This window comes from Pandoraea anhela (assembly GCF_902459655.1).
Classification (GTDB): Bacteria; Pseudomonadota; Gammaproteobacteria; order Burkholderiales; family Burkholderiaceae; genus Pandoraea; species Pandoraea anhela.
On the sequence record NZ_CABPSB010000050.1, the window covers coordinates 1 to 1,421 of the forward strand.

Genomic DNA, 1,421 nt, shown 5'->3' on the forward strand with positions numbered 1-1,421 from the left:
CCCCCAAGAGTTGGACATAAATCCAGCCCTTGGGGGTTTTTTCATGACGAAGTACGACGAGGCATTCAAGCGTCGCGCGGTGCAGGAGTACATTGATGGTCGGGGAGGCTATCGAGATCTGAGCCAGAAATACGGGATAGCGCGTACGGCACTGCGACACTGGGTCAGCGCGTATCGTGAGCATGGCGACTCGGGGCTTCGCAAGAAGCATGCGACCTACAGCGCCGAGTTCAAAATGTCGGTGCTCCAGCACATGTGGCGTCACGAGTTGTCGTGCCAGCGTACCTGTGCGGTGTTCGATTTACGCGAAGCGAACAGCGTGAGCCGCTGGGAGCGCCAGTATCATGAGGGTGGTTTCGACGCTCTCAAGCCGCGCCCCAAAGGCAGGCCACCCAAGATGTCCCAATCCAAACAATCCCCTGAACCCACCGCGCCGCTCGAAGAACGCTCGCGCGAAGACTTACTCAAAGAAATCGAATACCTGCGCGCGGAGGTGGCGTACCTAAAAAAGTTGGACGAATTGCTCCGGGCCAAGGAGCAGGCAGCGCCCAAGAAAAAGCGCAAGCGGTGAGCGTGCTGCGCGAGCGTCACCCGCTCGGGGCACTACTGAAGATCGCTGGCTTGGCGCGCAGCACGTTCTATTACCAGATGTCGGCAGCCAAGGCGGAAGATCGTCATCAGGCCCTCAAAGCCAGGATCGCCCAAGTCTTTGATCAGCATAAGGGACGTTACGGCTACCGCCGGGTGACGGCCACGCTGCGCCAGAGCGGCACGCCGGTCAATCACAAGACGGTGCAGCGCCTGATGTCGGTGCTGCGGCTCAAGTCGCTCGTGCGAGCTAAGAAATACCGATCCTATCGAGGGGAAGTGGGCTGTGTTGCCCCCAATCTATTGGCGCGTCGGTTCGAGGCAAGTCGACCCAACGAGAAGTGGGTAACGGACGTCACCGAATTCAACGTGGGCGGCAAGAAACTGTATTTGTCGCCGGTGCTCGATCTCTACAACGGCGAGATTGTGGCTTGGCAAACCAGCGAGCGAGCCGACTTTGCGCTCATTCAGGGGATGCTGGACAAGGCTTTTCGACGCTTGTCCGAGCGGGAGAGGCAAATGCTGCATTCCGACCAAGGATGGGCCTATCAAATGCGAGCCTATCGAGAACGGCTGGCTGCCCGAGGCATGCCGCAGAGCATGTCGCGCAAGGGCAATTGCCTCGATAACGCGGCAATGGAGAGCTTTTTCGGCACGCTAAAATCCGAATGCTTCCGGCTCGCTCGTTTTGATAACCTCGAACAGCTTCGCAGGGCCATCGCCACCTACATCCGGTATTACAACCATGAACGCATCAAGCTCAAGCTAAAAGGACTGAGTCCTGTGCTGTACAGAACTCAGTCCTTAATATCGTAATTTCCCTGTCCAACTTT

The 1,421-nt window shown here is 57.6% G+C and carries 2 protein-coding genes; both read left to right on the forward strand.

Annotated features, from left to right (window positions below; all coding sequences use genetic code 11):
• Positions 1–571: helix-turn-helix domain-containing protein (locus PAN31108_RS27275; protein ID WP_370819732.1), on the forward strand; the 571-nt coding region annotated here is incomplete at its 5' end.
• Positions 478–1,404 (forward strand): IS3 family transposase, encoded by a 927-nt coding sequence (locus PAN31108_RS26180; protein ID WP_370819734.1) that lies wholly within the window; start codon positions 478–480, stop codon positions 1,402–1,404. The genes PAN31108_RS27275 and PAN31108_RS26180, both read left to right, overlap by 94 nt.
• Positions 1,405–1,421 lie beyond the last annotated feature (17 nt).